The organism is Variovorax sp. ZS18.2.2 (assembly GCF_024701975.1).
Classification (GTDB): Bacteria; Pseudomonadota; Gammaproteobacteria; order Burkholderiales; family Burkholderiaceae_C; genus Variovorax.
This window is the reverse complement of record NZ_JANLNM010000001.1, coordinates 277,623-291,880: the sequence shown is the minus strand read 5'-3', so window position 1 is coordinate 291,880 and position 14,258 is coordinate 277,623. Positions and strand designations below refer to the sequence as shown.

The window sequence follows — 14,258 nt, the reverse complement described above, 5'->3', positions numbered from 1 at the left end:
CGCTCAGCGAAGACGCCGCAGTTCCCCCGGCGTCCGCCCCAGATGCCTTCGGCACTGCCGCACGAAGTGCGAGGCATCGCAGAGCCCGACGCGGAACCCGATCTCCGCAACGCTCAACCGGTCGAAGCGCGCATCGGCCAGCATGCGCCGCGCCACCTGCATCCGAAAGCCCGTGAGCGCGGTCGCGAACGTGGTGGCGCCGCCCGCCAGGCACCGGTGCAGGCTTCGCTCCGAAATGCCCAGCTCGCGCGCCACGCCCGCGGCCGTGAGGCCCGGCTCGGCATGGCGCTCGCGGATGGCGTCGAGCACGCGCTGGCGCAGGGCTGCGCGGCCGCCCTGGTCGGGCGTCATTGGCGCGATAGGCGCCTGCTGCCCGAACGCCAGCGAGAGCAGGCCGCCCAGCTGGTCGGTCAGCAGCGCCGGCGTCAGCGGCGGCTTCGCGGCCAGCTCGGGCGTCAGCTGCTGCGCGAAGGCACTGAGCACACCGCCCCAGCCGCTGCGCCCGTCGATGCGGCGCGCCACAAGGTCGCCGGCATCGGGCAGCCACGACTCGACCCAGGCCGTCGGCAGTTCGAGCGAGAGGGTGTCGGCCGATTGCGGCAGATGAAACGCATAGCAGCGCCGCGAATCGACCAGCACCACGTCGCCGGGCAGCATGCGGGCGGAGCGTTCTTCCTGCACGGCCACCCAGGGCGAATCGGTCTTGCAGAGCAGGTAGTAATAGTTGTTGCGGCTGTGGGCGATGGCGCGGCGCGTGCGGTAGACGTCCTGCGCGGTGCCGCGCACCCGGTTCACGCCGATGGGGCCGAGCGGCACGGATTCGAGCGTGGCGCCGAACGCGCCGGCCTCGGTGCTGGTCACGTCCATTTCGAGAAAGCCCTCGCAGATCGCGCCGATCCAGTAGTCCAGCCGCTGGGGCGGCGGCACGGCGTCGGTCGACCAGGCGTGGATGGCGGCGGGGGTCATCCCGCCAACATAGCCAGCCCGGGCCCGTTTGCCAAGCGGGTATAGACGCCCTCCGACGCCGGGCTCTGGTGGCCCCGGCACAATGACCGCCACATCCAACCGTCATCAACCGCATACCAAGGAAGGGCTCCGGGAAAACATGAGCAAGAAAAGCGATTTCGGACTGATCGGCCTGGCCGTCATGGGCCAGAACCTGGTGCTGAACGTGGAAAGCCGCGGCTTCCAGGTCAGCGTCTACAACCGCACCGAGGCCACGACCGAAGCCTTCGTCGCCGCGAATCCGGACAAGAAGCTGGTCGGTGCAAAAACCCTCGAAGAGTTCGTCCTGAGCCTCGAGAAGCCCCGCAAGATCCAGATCATGGTCAAGGCCGGTGCACCGGTGGACCAGGTGATCGAACAGCTCATTCCGCTGCTCGACAAGGACGACATCGTCATCGACGGCGGCAACAGCCTCTACACCGACACCGAGCGCCGCGATGCGCACCTTTCGAGCAAGGGCCTGCGCTTCATCGGCGCGGGCGTCTCGGGCGGTGAGGAAGGCGCGCGCAAGGGGCCATCGATCATGCCGGGCGGACCACTCTCCACCTGGGAAGTGATGAAGCCGATCTTCGAGAGCATCGCGGCCAAGGTGGACGGCGAGCCCTGTGTCATTCACATCGGCCCCGGCGGCGCGGGCCACTACGTGAAGATGGTGCACAACGGCATCGAATACGGCGACATGCAGCTCATCTGCGAGGCCTACAGCCTGTTCAAGGCCGCGGGCTTCAGCACCGACGAGATGGCCGCGATCTTCAACGAATGGAACGACGGCGAGCTGCAGAGCTACCTGATCCAGATCACCGCCAAGGCGCTCGAGCAGAAGGACCCCGAAACGGGCAAGCCCATCGTCGACCTGATCCTCGACAAGGCCGGCCAGAAGGGCACGGGCCAGTGGACGCTGATCAATGCGGCAGAGAACGCGGTGGTCATCAGCACCATCAACGCCGCCGTCGAGGCGCGCGTGCTCTCGTCGCAGAGGAAGGCGCGCGTGGCAGCCAGCAAGGTGCTGCAGGGGCCGAAGGTCGAACTCTCGCTCGAGAAGAAGGCACTGGTGGCCAAGGTGCACGACGCGCTCTATGCGTCGAAGGTGATCAGCTACACGCAGGGCTTCGACCTCATCAAGACGATGGGCGACAAGAAGGAGTGGAAGCTCGACCTGGGCCGCATCGCGGCGATCTGGCGCGGCGGCTGCATCATCCGCGCGCGCTTCCTGAACCGCATCACCGACGCCTTCCGCACCGACGCGGCGCTGGCCAACCTGATGCTCGATCCGTTCTTCAAGGACCTCTTGAACCGCACGCAGCAGAACTGGCGCGAGGTGGTGGCATTGGCGGTGAGCAACGGCATTCCGGTGCCGGCGTTCAGTGCTTCGCTCGCTTATTACGACAGCTACCGCACGGAGCGGCTGCCGGCGAACCTGCTGCAGGCTCAACGCGATTTCTTCGGCGCGCACACGTACGAGCGCGTGGACAAGCCCGAAGGCCAGTTCTTCCATACCGACTGGCCCGAAGTGATCGGCTGATGCCATGCCGGCCGTCGGCTACCCCAGTCACCTCATAGAGGACTGGCGTCTCGCCGACGGCACGCACGTTCGCATCCGCCCGATCCACGCCGACGACCTGCCGATGCATACGGCGTTCGTCGCGGGCCTGTCGAACGAAACGGGTTACCGCCGGCTGCTTTCGCCGCGCAAGCCGCAGCCCGACGAGCTCTGGCGCATGACCCACATCGACTACGACCGCGAGCTCGCGCTCATCGCGACCACCGTGGTCGATGGCGTCGAGCAGCAGATGGGCGTGGTGCGCTACGTTCGCGGCGAGACGCCGGAGACGGCGCACGTCGCCGAGTTCGCCGTCGTGATCGGCGATGCGTGGCAGCACCGCGGCGTCGCCCTGAAGCTCATGCGCAAGCTGATCGACGCGGCGGCCGAAGCCGGCGTGCAGCAGCTGGCGGACATCACGCTCTACGACAACGTCGGCATGCTGGCGCTCGCGCGCAAGCTGGGGTTCAGGGTGCAGCGCGATCCGGGCAATCCGAACGTCACGCGGCTGCGGCTGGCGCTCGATGCGCCCGCGCGCTGAACGGCCCTACCAGGCCGCGCTCATCACGCCCTGCTCCGCCGAGATCCAATCGCGCACCGGCGAGGGCAGCGCATGCGCGGGCGGCACGAGCCCCATGGCCGCGTACGACTCCAGGTTGGGCACCAGCCCGTCACGCCCCACGGCCGCGCCCTTCATGTAGCCGGCGGCGCAGACCTTGTCGCCCTTCACGAACTCGAAGCGCATGTAGTTCCAGTGCTGGTCGGTGGCATCGAGCCGGAAGCGCAGTGTGTACACCTCCAGGGGGTTCAGCCCGCGCCGGTAGCTGATGAGCGAACCACCCGACATCGGCCGCCAGCCCCGGCGCAGCATGGCCGAGGCAAAGCCGGTGCGCACGAAGTATTCGACCAGCATCAGATCGACGATCGTCAGATAGCGGCCGTTGTTCATGTGGCCGTTGATGTCCAGGTCGTTGGGCAGCACGCGCAGTTGCCGCTCCAGCGTGTCGCCCGGCGCCAGGCGCGGCGCGCGCCAGGCACGCAGCAGGGTCATCAGCAGGCGGAAATAGAGGTTCATGCGCGGGCTAGAATTGGTTCAACACTGAACAGTATACGTTCAATACTGAACCATATCGATGCCCGCCTCCAAAGCACCCAAGCCCCCGAAGACCGACCGAGCCCCCTCCTCGCCCCACGGCACCCTCGCCTGGCTGGCGGCGGTACGGGCCTACAACCTCTGCGACGCGGTGATGACCATGCGCCTTGTCGCCATCGGGCTGCGCGTGGGCGAACACGAGGTGCTGGCCACCATCGCGACCACGCCGGGCATCACGCAGCAGGCGCTGGCCGCGCGCTGCTTCGTCGCCAAGAGCGGCGTGAGCATGCTGCTCACCCAGATGGAGGCCAGGGGCTGGGTGCGGCGCGACAGCGATGGCGCCGATGCGCGCGTGCGCCGCCTGACCTTGACCGCCGACGGAACGGCCATGGCGCAGAAGTGCCTGGCGCTCCAGGCCGAAGTGGTCACCGCGATGGTTGCCGGGGGTACCGAGGACGAACTGAAAACGGTGGCCGACGTGATGGATCGCGCGTCCGTCGCGCTCGAGGCGCTGCGGGCCGGCAAGGCGTAGCGGGCATTCAGGACGGCGTTCACGCCGACGGTGGGGGCATTCGCGCTGGGCAATACCGGGTGGCCTGCGCGCGCTCCGGATACCAGCCGGAAGCCGCCCACATGCAGCCTTTTGGTAAAGCACCACACCCAAAGAAATGGCGGCAGCAAACTTAAATCTACTTCCTTATGATGCAAAACCTTTTTCCGCCGGAAGCAGAGAGCCCTGTCCATGGTCCAGCTCGCATTGCGTCGCCCGTACACCTTCATCGTCATGGCGATGCTGATCGTGCTGGCCACGCCTTTTGTCCTGGCGCGCATGGCCACCGACATCTTTCCGGAAATCAACATCCCGGTCGTCAGCGTCATCTGGAACTACACGGGCCTGCCGGCCCAGGAGATGGGCCAGCGCATCTCGGGCCAGGTCGAGCGGGGCCTGACCACCACGGTGAGCGACATCGAGCACATCGAGTCGCAGTCGCTCGCGGGCGTGTCGATCATCAAGGTGTTCTTCCAGCCCACGGCCAACATCGAGATGGCGATCTCGCAGGTGGTGGCCTCCATGCAGGCGCAGGTGCGGCAGCTGCCGCCGGGCATCACGCCGCCGCTGGTCATCAAGTATTCGGCCTCGAGCGTGCCGGTGATCCAGCTGGCGCTGTCGAGCCCCACGCGCTCTGAAAACTCGCTCTTCGACGCCACCGTCAACCAGCTGCGCCCGCAGCTCATCACCGTGCCGGGCGCGGCGATTCCCTTTCCCTACGGCGGCAAGAACCGGCTGATCTCGGTCGACCTGGACACCCAGGCGATGCAGGCGCGCGGCCTCACGCCGGCCGACGTGGTGAACGCGGTCAACACGCAGAACCTGATCCTGCCCTCGGGCACCGCCAAGTTCGGCGCCACCGAATACAGCGTGCGCATGAACGGCTCGCCCGACGCCATCGCGGGCCTGAACGACCTGCCGGTGCGCACCGTGAACGGCGCCACCACGTACCTGCGCGACGTGGCCTTCGTGCGCGACGGCTTCTCGCCGCAGACCAACATCGTGCGGCAGGACGGCGTGCGCGGCGTGCTGCTGTCGGTGCTCAAGAACGGCGGCGCATCGACGCTGGACATCGTGGCGAACATCCGCGCGATGCTGCCGATTGCCACCCAGTCGATGCCACAGGACATCAAGGTCACGCCGCTCTTCGACCAGTCGGTGTTCGTGAAGGCGGCGGTGAAGGGCGTGGTGTTCGAGGCCATCCTGGCCGCCGCGCTCACGGCCGCAATGGTGCTGCTGTTCCTGGGCAACTGGCGCAGCACGCTCATCATCGGCCTCACGATTCCGCTGTCGATCCTGGCCTCGATCCTGGTGCTGTATTCGCTCGGCGAAACGCTCAACCTCATGACGCTGGGCGGCCTCGCGCTCTCGGTGGGCATATTGGTGGACCAGGCGATCGTGACCATCGAGAACATCGAGCGCCACCTGCACATGGGCACGCCGCTGAAGGAAGCCATCGAGGTCGGCGCGGGCGAGATCGGCAGCGCCGCGTTCGTTTCCACGCTGTGCATCTGCATCGTGTTCGTGCCGATGTTCTTTCTCTCGGGCGTGGCGCGCTTCCTGTTCGTGCCGCTGGCCGAGGCGGTGGTGTTCGCGATGCTGGCTTCGTACCTGCTCTCGCGCACGCTGGTGCCCACGCTGGTGATGCTGCTCATGGGCGGCGTGCATGCGCAGCCGGTCAATGGCGACGTGCCCAAGAAGCCGAGCGCACTGCAGCGCGTCTACCAAAGCTTCGACCGCCGCTTCGAACGCGTGCGCCGCGCCTACACGCTGCTGCTGTCGGTGGTGTTGTCCAAGCGCGGCGGCTTCATCGGCCTCTTCCTCGGCTTCTGTCTTCTTTCCTGCCTGCTGTACCCGGTGCTGGGCCGTGACTTCTTCCCGACGGTCGACGCCGGCCAGATTCGCCTGCATGTGCGCGCCCCCACCGGCACCCGCATCGAGGAAACCGCGCGCCTCACCGACCAGGTGGAAGTGGCCATCCGCGAGCTGGTGCCGGCCGACCAGCTCGAAACCATCCTGGACAACCTGGGCATTCCCAACAGCGGCATCAACCTCTCGTACAGCAACGCCGGCACCATCGGCACCTTCGATGCCGAACTGCTGCTCTCGCTGAAGGACGGCCACCGGCCCACCGAGGAGTTCATCACGCTGCTCCGTGCGGAACTGCCCAAGCGCTTTCCGGGCATCGAGTTCTTCTTCCAGCCCGCGGACATCGTCACGCAGATCCTGAACTTCGGCCTGCCCGCGGCCATCGACGTGCAGTTCAGCGGCGCCGACATGGCCGGCAACGCGGCCCGCGCGGCCGAGCTCACGAAAGCGATCAAGCAGATTCCCGGCGCGGTCGATGCGCATGTGCACCAGCGGCTCGACGGCCCCAGCCTCAACCTGCAGATGGACCGCACGCGGCTGCAGCAGTACGGACTTACGGCCGCCAACGTCGGGCAGAACGTGCTGATCGCGCTCTCGGGCAGTTCGCAGACGGCGCCGGCCTTCTGGCTCAATCCGGTGAATGGCGTGGTCTACAGCATCGCGGTGCAGACACCGCAATACAACATCGACTCGCTCGATTCGCTGCTCAACATTCCGGTGGGCACGGGCGGCGCAGCAGCGGCCGGCGGCGCCTCGCAGCAGTTGCTGGGCAACCTGGTCGATGCGCAGGCGTCGCGCCAGCCGGCCATTCAGTCGCGCTACAACATCGCGCCGGTCATCGATGTCTACGTGAGCGTGCAGGGCACCGACCTCGCGAGCGTGGCCTCGAAGGTGCAGGTTCTGGTCGACGAGATGCGGCCCAAGCTCTCGCGCGGCAGCCAGGTCACCATCCGCGGGCAGGTGCAGACGATGCAGTCGTCGTTCATCGGCCTGGGCGTGGGGCTGGTGATGGCGATCGTGCTGGTGTACCTGCTGATCGTGGTCACCTTCCAGTCGTGGCTCGATGCGGCCATCATCATCACCGCCCTGCCAGCGGCGCTCGCCGGCATCGCGTGGATGCTGTTCATCACCGGCACCACGCTGAGCGTGCCCGCGCTCACGGGCGCGATCATGACCATGGGCGTAGCCACGGCCAACTCCATCCTGCTGGTGTCGTTCGCGCGCGAGCGGCTGCAGGCCGGCATTCCGCCGCTCTCGGCCGCGCTCGAAGGCGGCGCCACCCGCATCCGCCCGGTGCTGATGACGGCGCTGGCGATGATCATCGGCATGATCCCGATGGCTCTGGGCCTCGGCGAAGGCGCCGAACAGAACGCGCCACTGGGCCGTGCGGTCATCGGTGGCCTGCTTTTTGCCACGGTGTCGACATTGTTTTTCGTGCCCGCCGTGTTCGCGGGGGTGCACAGTCGGCTTGCGCATCGCAAGGCGGCGCGTGAAGAGGCCAGCCATTCGGCGCAACCGCCAGCGGGCGCAGCGCCCCAGGAGAACTGATTTCATGACGGAGCAACGCCACTCGGCATTGGCCATCCATCCCATCGCCGTCGAAGAGGGCGAGGGCGAACTGCTGCGCCGCCGGCAGATCGTGAAGCGCACGCGCTGGCTCGTCGTGATCGTGCTGGTTCTGCTGGCCCTCGGTGCGGCACGCACGGTCATCGTGCGCATCGCCAACGCGCGCGCGCTCGAAGCGGGCACGACGGAACGCGCCAAGCTCTATGTGCAGACCGCCCTGCCGCGCACGCCCACCGCCGGCCAGACGCTGGCGCTGCCCGGCACGCTGCAGGGCTTCGTGCAGTCGCCGATCTCGGCGCGCGCGAGCGGATACCTCAAGCGCTGGACCAAGGACATCGGCAGCCGCGTCGAAAAGGGCGAGCTGCTGGCGGAAATCGAAACGCCGGAGATCGACCAGCAGCTCTCGCAAGCCGTCGCCGCGCGCGCACAGGCCGCCTCGGGCCTCGCGCTCGCGCAGAGCACGGCCGAGCGCTGGGAAAACCTGCGCAAGAAGGACGTGGTCTCGCAGCAGGACCTGGACGAGCGCCGCAGCGCCGTCGCGCAGGCCACCTCGAACGTGGCGGCCGCCGATGCCAACGTGCAGCGCCTGAAGCAGACCGAAGGCTTCAAGCGCGTGGTCGCGCCGTTCGCGGGCGTCATCACGCGCCGCAACGTCGACGTGGGCGACCTGATCGATGCGGGCGCAGGCGGTGGCGCCGGGCGTGCGCTCTTCATGCTGGCGCAGACCGATCCGCTGCGCGTGTACATCAACGTGCCGCAGGCCTATGCGCAGCTCGTGAAGGCCGGCCAGCCCGTGGTGGTGACGCAGGCCGAGCTGCGCGGCCAGACCTTCAAGGGCGAAGTGGCGCGCACCTCGGGCGCCATCGACGCGACCACGCGGATGATGCAGGTCGAGGTGTCTCTCCCCAACCGCGACGGCGCGCTGCTGCCGGGCGCCTATGTGCAGGTGTCGCTGCCGCTGGCCGCGGCCCGCACGATCACGGTGCCGGCCAATGCGCTGCTGTTCCGCGCCGAGGGCACGCGCATCGCGGTGGTCGATGCACAGGGCCGCATTGGCCTGCGCGCAGTGACGCTGGGCCGCAACTACGGCGAGAACGTCGAAGTGATCGACGGCCTCGGCAACAACGACCGCATGGTGCTCAACCCCTCCGACTCGCTGGCCGAAGGCGACGTGGTGACGGTGGCGCCCGATGAACCTGCGCCCGCTGCGAAGGCAGCCACCAAGAAGGAACCGGCGTGAGACTGCTGGTCATTGCCGCCGCGGCGCTGATGGCCGCGGGCTGCGCGGTCGGCCCCGACTACAAGGCGCCCGAGACCCCGCTGCCCGTCAACTGGACGCTCGAGGCGCCCTGGCGCCAGGCCACGCCGAACGACGTGGCCGACAAGGGCCCGTGGTGGAAGCGCTTCAACGACGCACAGCTCGATGCGCTGCAGGACAAGGCCCTCGCCGGCAGCCCGACGCTGGTCATCGCCAACGCACGGCTCGCCCAGGCGCGCGCCAATCTCGACGCCAACTCGGCCAGTCGGTTCCCGCAACTGGGCCTCGGCGCCCGCGCCTCGCGCCTGAAGATTTCCGCCAACCGGCCGCTCACCAACTACGCGACCGCCAACTCGTCGACGGTGCAGAACGACTTCGCGCTGTCACTCAACGCGAGCTACGAGATCGACCTCGCGGGCCGCGTGCAGCGCACCGTCGAAGGCGCGACCGCCTCGGCCGAGCAATCGGCCGCCGACCTCGCGAACACGCGGCTCGTGCTCACCGCCGACGTGGCGAACAACTACTTCAACCTGCGCTCGACCGACATCGAACTCGATGTGCTCTCGCGCTCCATCGGCCTGCAGCGCCGCGCGCTCGAACTGGTCACGGCGCGGCACGAACTGGGCGCGGTGTCGGGCCTCGACGTGGCGCAGCAGCAGGCGCTGCTCGAGACCACGCTGACGCAGGTCGATGTGCTGAAGAAGCAGCGCGCGCAGTACGAGCACGCGCTTGCCACCCTCACCGGCACGCCGGCACCCAGCTTCGCGCTGCCGGTCGACCTGCGCGAGATTCGCCCGCCCGCGGTGCCACTCGGCGTGCCGTCCGAAATCCTCCAGCGCCGGCCCGACGTGGCTTCGGCCGAGCGCTCGATGGCCGCGGCCAATGCACAGATCGGCGTGGCCACCGCGGCCTTCTACCCGAGCTTCATCATCTCGCCGACCGTGGGCGTGGACAGCCGCTTGATCGAGTCGCTGTTCAACGGGCCGAGCCTCCTGTGGTCGGTGGGCGTGTCGGCCACGCAAGTGCTGTTCGACGGTGGCCGTGTGCGCGCGAACGTGGATTTCGCCAAGGCCGGCTACGACGCGACCGTGGGCAACTACCGCCGCACGGTGCTCACCGCGATGCAGGAAGTGGAAGACGGCATCACCGGCCTCTCCGCGCTAGACAGCGCCACCACGCAGGCGCAGGCCGCCGTCGCCGCCGCGCGCCGCGTGCTCGACATGGCGACCAGCCGCTACGAAGGCGGCGCGTCGACCTACCTCGACGTGATCACCGCGCAGCAGTCGCTGCTGACGGTCGAGCGGCAGGCCGCGCAGCTGCAGGGCCAGCGGCTGCTGACGGCGGTGTTTCTGGTGAAGGCACTCGGCGGCGACTGGGAAGGTCCCGCCACGCTCGGCTCAGTCGCGCGAAAGGAATGACAGCATCGCATCGCCGAACTCGGCGGGCCGCTCCATGTGCGGCATGTGCCCAACGCCCTCGAACACGATGACCTTCGCGTTGGGCATGGTGCCGGCGATGCGCTTCGCGTTGTCCGCGTTGAAGCCCATGCCCGCGCCGAGCTCGGGCGTCGTGTAGGGCTTGCCCGGCGCGTTGTGGTCGTTCGCGCCCATGATGAACAGCGTGGGCGTGCGCACCAGCGGGTACTCGTGCACCACCGGCTGGTCGTGGATCATCTGGTAGGTCTGCACGAACGAGCGCACCCAGCGCGGGTACTCGCCGCTGAGCTTCAGGCGCTCTCGCAGCACCACGAAGGGTTCGACGGCCTCGGCGGGCAACGACAGCGAATACGTGTCGCGAAGAAAGCTGCGATAGGCCGCGGCCGACAGCGCGTACTCCCGGTCGTAGAGGAACTGGTCCGTCACGGCCGGCACGGTCTGGCGGTAGTCCTCCAGGCCCACGGGCGCCTCGAGCACGAGCTTGCGCACGCGCTTCGGGTAGGTCCGCGTGAAGCGCACCGCGAGCATGCCGCCCAGCGAATGGCCCACGACGTCGACCTCGCCGATGCCCAGCGCATCGAGCAGCGCGGCGGTGTTGCGCGCATACATGTCGAAGGTGAAATGCACATCGGGCTTGCTGCTGCGGCCGAAGCCGATCTGGTCGGTGGCAATCACGCGGTAGCCGGCTGCGGCCAGCTTGCGCATCACGCCCTCCCAATAGCTCGCGGGGAAGTTGCGGCCGTGCAGCAGCAGCGCGGTGCGGCCGTTGGCCGGGCCCGTGGGGGCGAGGTCCATGTAGGCCTGGCGCACGGTTTCGCCTTCGAGCACGAACTCGTGAAAGCGCACCGGGAAGGGGTAGGGCCAGCCCTCGATGGCGATGCCCAGTGGTTCCAGCGCCGGCTGCGCCGTCGCCATGGCAGGCGCACCAACCAGAAGGCCCAGCAGCACCGGCACTGCGAGGCGTTGCCACGCCATGCGGCCCCGGCGGCGGGTGGTGGCGCGTCCACGGGAGACCTCGGAAATTGCTTCGTTCGACATATCCGGAAAAACCTGTTCGGTGTTGAGCGTCATGCGGCGCATGCGCAAGGAGTCGAACTGTGGACCCGTTCCGGTTGGCGTGCGAGGCGCTGGGCGGAAAGCTGTCTTGCAGCAGGGGAAACGCAGCCGGAGCGGACCACGCGCTCCCGCCGCGGGCCTTTCTCGAAGTGGTAGAAGGCTTCCGGAAAGCGGCGCCGGCTGACGGTTCCGCTCTTCGCTGTTCCTACTCCAACATTCAAAAGAAAGAACAAACCATGGCATTACATCTCTCGATCCTCAGGCTTGCCGTCGGCAGCTTGATCGTCACGGCGGCGCTGGCCGCATCGGCCGAAGACGCGCACACGCACTGGGACTACCGGGGCAAGCTCGGCGCCAAGGCCTGGGGCGACCTGGAGCCGGGCTTCGCGACCTGCAAGCTCGGCAAGCACCAGTCGCCGATCAACATCAAGGCGCGGCAGGCGCAGAAGGCGGCGCTGGCGCCCATCGGGTTCGACTACGCCGAGAGCACCGGCGAGACGGTCAACACCGGGCACACCATCCAGGTCAACCTGACGAACGGCGGCACGATCCATCTGGCCCAGGGCGACTTCAAGCTCGTGCAGTTCCACTTCCACACGCCGAGCGAAGAACGGATCGACGGCAAGGCCTACCCGATGGTCGCCCATCTGGTGCACAAGAGCGATGCGGGCCAGCTCGCAGTGGTCGCGGTGCTGCTGAAGGAAGGCCATGAAAACGCGGCGCTGAAGTCCGTGTTCGATGCGCTGCCATCCAAGGCCGGACAAGCCGAACCGTTGAAGGTGGCCCTGAACGCGTCGGACCTGTTGCCGGCGAAGCACGACTACTACCACTTCACCGGATCGTTGACCACGCCGCCGTGCAGCGAAGACGTGAGCTGGCAGGTGCTCAAGCAGCCGTTGGAGGTGTCCAAGGGCCAGCTCGCGGCGTTTCGCAAGCTCTACCGGATGAATGCACGCCCGGTACAGCCGCTGAACGGTCGCGTGCTCGAACAGAGCTGAGCGGCGGACATCACCGGGCGCGGGCGGGCCGCTAGAACAGGTTGCCCTGTCCCACCGCCCCCGGCGGCCGGAACGCGGTGAGGTCCATCGGAATGCGCTCGCGGTTGAAGCCCAGGCGATTCGTCGCCTTCTGGAAACGCTGGTGGATCAGGTCGGCCCACAGGCCCGAGCCCTTCATGCGCGTGGCGAAGTCGGCGTCGTAGTCCTTGCCGCCGCGCATCTCGTGGATGCGCGCCATGATGCGGTCCGCGCGCTGCGGGTAGTGCAGCGCGAGCCACTCCTTGAAGAGCGGTGCCACCTCCCATGGCAGTCGCACCACCGTGTAGAAGGCGCTGCGCGCGCCGGCCTCCCAGGCGGCTTCGAGCACATGCTCCATGTCTTCGGTCACGAAGGGAATCTGCGGCGCCACGCTCACGCCCACCGGCACGCCCGCCTCGGCCAACGTGCGGATGGTGCGAAGCCGCCGGTGCGGCGCGGCAGCGCGCGGCTCGAGCTTGCGGGCGAGTTCGCCGTCGAGCGTGGTCACGGTCACGTACACCGCCGCGAGGTGCTCGGCCGCCATCGGCGCGATGAGGTCGAGGTCGCGCTCGATGGCGCTCGACTTGGTGACCAGCGCGAACGGATGCCGCACTTCCTTCAACAACTCGATGACCGAGCGCGTGAGCCGCAACTCGCGCTCGATGGGCTGGTAGCAGTCGGTGGCGGTGCCGATGGCGATCTGGCTCGGCCGGTAGCCCTTGCGCCCGAGTTCGGCGCGCAACACTTCGACGATGTTGCGCTTGGCGATGAGCTTGGTCTCGAAGTCGAGGCCGGGCGAGAGGTTCAGGTAGCTGTGCGTGGGCCGCGCGAAGCAGTAGATGCAGCCGTGTTCGCAACCGCGGTACGGGTTGAGCGACCGGTCGAAGTAGATGTCGGGCGACTCGTTTCCGGTGAGCACCGACTTCACGTCCTCGAAGCGCACCTCGGTCGCGAGGGGCATGAGTTCGTCGGCCTCGGCCACGCCCTCTTCGAGCGTGCCCCAGCCGTCGTCGAAGGCGTTGCGCTCGTCTTTGGAGAAACGGTGCGCCAGCCGCGTGGCCGCGCCTCGGCCCTTGATGATGTGGATGGGAACGAGGGATGCGGGTGGCATGGCAAATCCTTGGGATGGAATTCACTGTTTATTCATACAGTATTCCACCATTCCCTGGCGCCCGGTGATTTTTCTATTTCTCTATTGACAGAAATTCAGGAAATCCTAGACTCGGCCTCATGGAACTCACAGAAATTCAACGCAAGTTCGTCGTCCACTGGGGCGAAATGGGCTCCATGTGGGGCGTCAACCGCACCGTCTCGCAGATCCATGCCCTGCTCTTCGCCCACGGCAAGCCGATGCACGCCGAAGAACTCTCCGACACGCTGGGCGTCGCCCGCTCCAACGTGAGCAACAGCCTGAAGGAACTGCAAGCCTGGAACCTCGTGCGCATCACCCACATCCTGGGCGATCGGCGCGACTATTTCGAGACCAGCGTCGACGTGTGGGAGCTGTTCCGCACCGTGGTGCGCGAGCGAAAGGAACGCGAATTCGACCCCACCATCCGCGTGCTGCGCGAACTGGTGTCCAGCCCCGATTTCCAGAAGGAGCCGGCCGATGCGCAGGACCGCATCCGCTCCACCATGGAACTCATGGACAAGCTCGCCACCTGGGCCGACGAGATGCTGCGGCTCTCGCCCGGCACGCTCGACAAGGTGCTGACGCTCGGGGCCAGCGTGCAGAAGTTCGTGCGCGGCGACGCGGCGCCAGCCGCAAAGGGCGACGACCCGGACGCGCACCACGCCAGCCTGCCAATGATCTGAGTTCTCTTTTTTTGCCTATTTATTTCTGTTTTGACTGAAATATCGAGAACCGAG

At 67.4% G+C, this 14,258-nt stretch carries 12 protein-coding genes; 8 read left to right on the top strand and 4 right to left on the bottom strand.

Going from position 1 to position 14,258, the window contains the following annotated elements:
• Positions 1–3: 3 nt before the first annotated feature.
• Positions 4–966: a helix-turn-helix domain-containing protein gene (locus NU688_RS01435; protein WP_257858781.1), complete on the bottom strand. Its 963-nt coding sequence runs from the start codon at positions 964–966 to the stop codon at positions 4–6.
• 139 nt (positions 967–1,105) lie between these two features.
• On the opposite strand from NU688_RS01435, the gene gnd reads away from it, so the two are divergent.
• Complete coding sequence (gnd, locus tag NU688_RS01430) at positions 1,106–2,527, top strand: decarboxylating NADP(+)-dependent phosphogluconate dehydrogenase (RefSeq protein ID WP_257858780.1); 1,422 nt, start codon at positions 1,106–1,108, stop codon at positions 2,525–2,527.
• A 4-nt stretch (positions 2,528–2,531) separates the two neighbouring features.
• The gene (locus NU688_RS01425; protein WP_257858778.1) at positions 2,532–3,086 is read left to right on the top strand and encodes a GNAT family N-acetyltransferase; all 555 of its coding nucleotides are present in this window, start codon (positions 2,532–2,534) and stop codon (positions 3,084–3,086) included.
• A gap of 6 nt (positions 3,087–3,092) precedes the next feature.
• Here NU688_RS01425 and NU688_RS01420 read toward each other — a convergent pair whose 3' ends face one another.
• Positions 3,093–3,620: a thioesterase family protein gene (locus tag NU688_RS01420; protein WP_257858777.1), complete on the bottom strand. Its 528-nt coding sequence runs from the start codon at positions 3,618–3,620 to the stop codon at positions 3,093–3,095.
• A gap of 58 nt (positions 3,621–3,678) precedes the next feature.
• Between NU688_RS01420 and NU688_RS01415 the strand changes: the two genes are divergently transcribed.
• The 4 genes from NU688_RS01415 to NU688_RS01400 all read left to right on the top strand — a co-directional run bounded on the left by NU688_RS01415 (position 3,679) and on the right by NU688_RS01400 (position 10,299).
• The gene (locus NU688_RS01415; protein WP_257858776.1) at positions 3,679–4,170 is read left to right on the top strand and encodes a MarR family winged helix-turn-helix transcriptional regulator; all 492 of its coding nucleotides are present in this window, start codon (positions 3,679–3,681) and stop codon (positions 4,168–4,170) included.
• A gap of 210 nt (positions 4,171–4,380) precedes the next feature.
• On the top strand, positions 4,381–7,605 hold the full coding sequence (locus NU688_RS01410; RefSeq protein WP_374684605.1) for an efflux RND transporter permease subunit: 3,225 nt from the start codon (positions 4,381–4,383) through the stop codon (positions 7,603–7,605).
• A 4-nt stretch (positions 7,606–7,609) separates the two neighbouring features.
• Positions 7,610–8,863: an efflux RND transporter periplasmic adaptor subunit gene (locus NU688_RS01405; protein ID WP_257858775.1), complete on the top strand. Its 1,254-nt coding sequence runs from the start codon at positions 7,610–7,612 to the stop codon at positions 8,861–8,863.
• 29 nt (positions 8,864–8,892) lie between these two features.
• A complete protein-coding gene (locus NU688_RS01400; protein ID WP_257860478.1) occupies positions 8,893–10,299 on the top strand; it encodes an efflux transporter outer membrane subunit in 1,407 nt (468 codons plus the stop codon).
• Here NU688_RS01400 and NU688_RS01395 read toward each other — a convergent pair.
• On the bottom strand, positions 10,279–11,388 hold the full coding sequence (locus NU688_RS01395) for an alpha/beta fold hydrolase (RefSeq protein ID WP_257858773.1): 1,110 nt from the start codon (positions 11,386–11,388) through the stop codon (positions 10,279–10,281). The two genes, NU688_RS01400 and NU688_RS01395, sit on opposite strands and share 21 nt — an antisense overlap.
• A 221-nt stretch (positions 11,389–11,609) precedes the next feature.
• Here NU688_RS01395 and NU688_RS01390 point away from each other — a divergent pair, with 221 nt between their 5' ends.
• The gene (locus tag NU688_RS01390) at positions 11,610–12,371 is read left to right on the top strand and encodes a carbonic anhydrase (protein WP_257858772.1); all 762 of its coding nucleotides are present in this window, start codon (positions 11,610–11,612) and stop codon (positions 12,369–12,371) included.
• 31 nt (positions 12,372–12,402) lie between these two features.
• Here the strand turns inward: NU688_RS01390 and NU688_RS01385 are convergent, their stop codons facing one another.
• Positions 12,403–13,500 carry a PA0069 family radical SAM protein gene (locus NU688_RS01385; RefSeq protein ID WP_257858771.1) on the bottom strand — a complete coding sequence of 366 codons (1,098 nt, stop codon included), beginning with the start codon at positions 13,498–13,500 and terminating at the stop codon, positions 12,403–12,405.
• 119 nt (positions 13,501–13,619) lie between these two features.
• On the opposite strand from NU688_RS01385, the gene NU688_RS01380 reads away from it, so the two are divergent.
• Positions 13,620–14,204, top strand: coding sequence for a GbsR/MarR family transcriptional regulator (locus tag NU688_RS01380; RefSeq protein WP_257858770.1), 585 nt, complete (start codon positions 13,620–13,622; stop codon positions 14,202–14,204).
• The last annotated feature ends 54 nt before the right edge of the window (positions 14,205–14,258 follow it).

Bases quoted from the DNA above. Each gene is read 5' to 3' on its own strand.
- NU688_RS01435 (WP_257858781.1), bottom strand. From the start codon at position 966: ATGACCCCCGCCGCCATCCACGCCTGGTCGACCGACGCCGTGCCGCCG.
- gnd (WP_257858780.1), top strand. From the start codon at position 1,106: ATGAGCAAGAAAAGCGATTTCGGACTGATCGGCCTGGCCGTCATGGGC.
- NU688_RS01425 (WP_257858778.1), top strand. From the start codon at position 2,532: ATGCCGGCCGTCGGCTACCCCAGTCACCTCATAGAGGACTGGCGTCTC.
- NU688_RS01420 (WP_257858777.1), bottom strand. From the start codon at position 3,620: ATGAACCTCTATTTCCGCCTGCTGATGACCCTGCTGCGTGCCTGGCGC.
- NU688_RS01415 (WP_257858776.1), top strand. From the start codon at position 3,679: ATGCCCGCCTCCAAAGCACCCAAGCCCCCGAAGACCGACCGAGCCCCC.
- NU688_RS01410 (WP_374684605.1), top strand. From the start codon at position 4,381: ATGGTCCAGCTCGCATTGCGTCGCCCGTACACCTTCATCGTCATGGCG.
- NU688_RS01405 (WP_257858775.1), top strand. From the start codon at position 7,610: ATGACGGAGCAACGCCACTCGGCATTGGCCATCCATCCCATCGCCGTC.
- NU688_RS01400 (WP_257860478.1), top strand. From the start codon at position 8,893: ATGGCCGCGGGCTGCGCGGTCGGCCCCGACTACAAGGCGCCCGAGACC.
- NU688_RS01395 (WP_257858773.1), bottom strand. From the start codon at position 11,388: ATGACGCTCAACACCGAACAGGTTTTTCCGGATATGTCGAACGAAGCA.
- NU688_RS01390 (WP_257858772.1), top strand. From the start codon at position 11,610: ATGGCATTACATCTCTCGATCCTCAGGCTTGCCGTCGGCAGCTTGATC.
- NU688_RS01385 (WP_257858771.1), bottom strand. From the start codon at position 13,500: ATGCCACCCGCATCCCTCGTTCCCATCCACATCATCAAGGGCCGAGGC.
- NU688_RS01380 (WP_257858770.1), top strand. From the start codon at position 13,620: ATGGAACTCACAGAAATTCAACGCAAGTTCGTCGTCCACTGGGGCGAA.